The organism is Spirosoma utsteinense (genome assembly GCF_014282275.1).
Taxonomy (GTDB): Bacteria; Bacteroidota; Bacteroidia; order Cytophagales; family Spirosomataceae; genus Spirosoma; species Spirosoma utsteinense.
Map to the genome: position 1 here is coordinate 1 of NZ_VFIA01000113.1, position 2,962 is coordinate 2,962.

General features: G+C 50.4%; 2 protein-coding genes and 1 pseudogene. 1 reads left to right on the forward strand and 2 read right to left on the reverse strand.

The features are described from left to right. Window positions 1–729: 729 nt before the first annotated feature. Together FH603_RS27820 and FH603_RS27825 are read right to left on the reverse strand one after the other, a co-directional pair. Entirely contained in the window at window positions 730–2,070 is a 1,341-nt protein-coding gene (locus tag FH603_RS27820) for an IS701 family transposase (protein WP_186742581.1), read from the reverse strand. Between the two features lie 91 nt (window positions 2,071–2,161). Further along, window positions 2,162–2,551, reverse strand: coding sequence for a transposase (locus tag FH603_RS27825; RefSeq protein WP_186742583.1), 390 nt, complete (start codon window positions 2,549–2,551; stop codon window positions 2,162–2,164). Between the two features lie 118 nt (window positions 2,552–2,669). Here FH603_RS27825 and FH603_RS27830 point away from each other — a divergent pair. Further along, window positions 2,670–2,962, forward strand: a pseudogene (locus tag FH603_RS27830) (hypothetical protein); the annotation flags it as partial.

Here is a 2,962-nt window from a genome sequence, read left to right on the forward strand (position 1 = left end):
GTAACTGGCAACTACCACATCAGTGGTAGCGTGGGGAGACGTATCGTGTTTTTTCGGGCGGCTTTCAGTTTAAGGTGAAGAGAAAAGATCATTCTGTTGATTTGACGAGCCACTTGCAGATAGTTAATCCTAAGGGATACCGACTCAGTAAAAAACGTATACCAGTATACGTAGACGTATAACCGCCTGGATTCAAAACCGGCTGAAAATATTGTTATTATTCCAAAGAATATTTTTTTATGGTACCAAAGAATTAGTAACATGGTGTTACTTGTTTAGTAGGGTAGTGGCTTAACTGCGTTTATCAGCAAAGAAAAACTGATTGATAAACAGGCCGATTGCCGTGTTATGGACCGCAACCGACTCAAATGCATGGTTGATCGGTTTACTGGCCTGCGACTACCTCAGGGGTTTGATCTTTCGTCTCTATCTGACCGCCCTAGTGGTCGGCTACTTTTTTACAATGCCTTTCCGTGGGTACCCCACTCTATCGCTTGGCAGACACTAGCCTAGGGCTTGGCGCAGCATTTTTTTGATTGATCCGCTATTTATCCAACTCCCTCTATGGGATGTTTAAGATACCATGAACACCCGACGTTTCGCTCCGAACCTCGGTTCAGGGCGGGCGTCTCAAGTAGCCCATTTGGTCGTGGCCAGCTAAAAGCAACCGTTTCCTAAACGATCCGCTGTCGAGGTTAGCTCTTTACCTACCTTAGCTTGGCTTTAGCCTTATGCTGCCCAGGCTAAGGCGTTTTCCCACAAGCTAAACTGGTGGGCTGATAGTTTTACCACATCAGTCCCTGAAGCCGATGTCTGAAAATGCATTTGTCGCCAAAAATGACGCCGTACACAGCCCAGCGTATCGCTGAAGGTCAGATGTGACTTGTGATACCAACTGCTGCTCTGACCCTCCAGGAGGCCTTGCCGGGCCAGTTCATCAGCCAGCAGCACGATCAGCGAAAACAATCCAAACAACACCGGCGTGGTACGACTGATGGCCTTGTTGCTCCACTGCCGCTGATTCTCCACCCCCAGATGCGCCCGTACCAACGCAAAGGTCGTTTCCATTGACCAGCGACGCACGAAATAACCCAGTATGGAGACCGCATCTATCGTCACATCGTTGCATAGAAAAGCCGCCACTTTGCCCTGCCACTTGACTAACACCCACCGGATAGCCACAGGGGGCTTGCCCGTATGATACCAGATCGCAGTTTGGCTACAGTAGCTTACCTGCTGGGTTTGCCCCCCGTACCAGTCTGTGATAGTAGCCTGTTGCCACGCCGTTTTGGAATCGTCACTAACGGCCTGGAGCGTGGGCAGTCGATTGCCTTTAAGGGGCTTACGGCCTTTCTTTGATGCCGCAGCGGGTGGGGCTGGTTCATAAAGCGCGGCATCGAGTCGAAGACGACTGATCAGCGCGACCTGCCCGCTGAGTTGGTGGAGCAACTCCAAGACCGCATAGCCACTGTCGCCTACGGCAATGACCTTACGTTCGCCCATCCAGCGTTTGACCAGCTTCAGCAGCCCGATAGCCCATTCAGTCAGAGGTTTATGCTGTCGTTTTTTGTCCTCGTAAAAGCCTTTAGAGGGGGCCAGGGCGGTCAGAAACGGCAATGCCCAGATGCGGTCGGCCCACGGTATCTTCACCAGTAACATGACGCTCATCCAGCGCAGCCCACTACATTTGACGAAATGGCTGCCACTACTACGTACTGCATCCCGGTAAATGCCCCGTGCCTTAATCTTGTGGCCCCAACGTCGCTCTAATGTCTCGTCAATGCCCACTACAATTGGCTGGTTATCAGCTTGCAACCGTACTATTTGTTGTAACAATAGGCGGCTGGCCGCCAGGGCTGACCAATTGGCATGACTCAACAGGCGGTGATACTTGTGAAAAGCTTTGTGTTGAGCTAGCCCCATGATCCGCAGAGCCGCTGTTACCGTGCGCTTGCCGGGTGTGAGAATAGCCCCGGCTGGCAAGAGTTGGGCGTGGGTGAAAACGCGCTTGCAAAATAGGGCGGCGTAGGGTAGTATTAGGGTTTGGAACGCGGCAGGGAAGGTCGGCATTGGATGTAAGTTTGGCGACCTAAATCTAATCAACCACTTCTCTGTTCGTTCCTACCAAACAGCTAAAGCCAAGCTAAGAGATTTCTATGGTTTAAGCAAGTGAGTAGGTATACGTTTTGTCATATTCCTGGTTCTTACTTACTACCGCGTAAGCTCGTCCAATCAACTTATTGCGAACGGCGTTCAAAACAGCCATCTTATTTTTGCCCTCGCCTACTTTCCGTTGGTAGTAATCCCGTAGTTCACCCTTCGCTCGAATAGCGGTCATAGCCGATAAGTGGAGCAGGGTTTTCATCTGCTTGTCGGCCATAGGCGACACGCGCGTTCTACCACGAACGCTACTACCCGATTGATAAGGGAATGGGGCTACGCCCGCATAACAGGCAAACTGTTTAGCCGTCTTGCCATCCGTAAAAGCATGGGTAGTGAGAATAAAACCCGTTGCAGTGACAGTACCAATACCAACAATGGAAGTTAGCAAGTAAAATAAGCGGTTGAGTTCAGGGTCATTTTTAATCAGTGGAGACTGCTCGCTGAACTGTGTCAGGCCTGAGGATGAATAGAAGGGAAAAAGAAAACAAACCCCTATTTTCACAATCATGACTGACCAATTCGACTTTGAGTCCTTCAAGCAAGCAGCCATCAAAGGGCTCTATGAAGGCAAACCACTGACAGGTGAAAATGGCCTGTTCGCCCCTTTACTCAAGCACTTTTTAGAATCCGCTTTGGAAGGGGAAATGGATAGCCACCTCAATCAGACCCGCCAGATCGAACAAAATCGGCCGGTCCGCCCTTTAGGTTTGTGGGCTGGTAATATTCCGGGATTTTGTCTTTTGCCAGTAGTCAACCAGAGAGGGCTACCCTACCGGTCCGCCGAGGAAGAAGACCTATG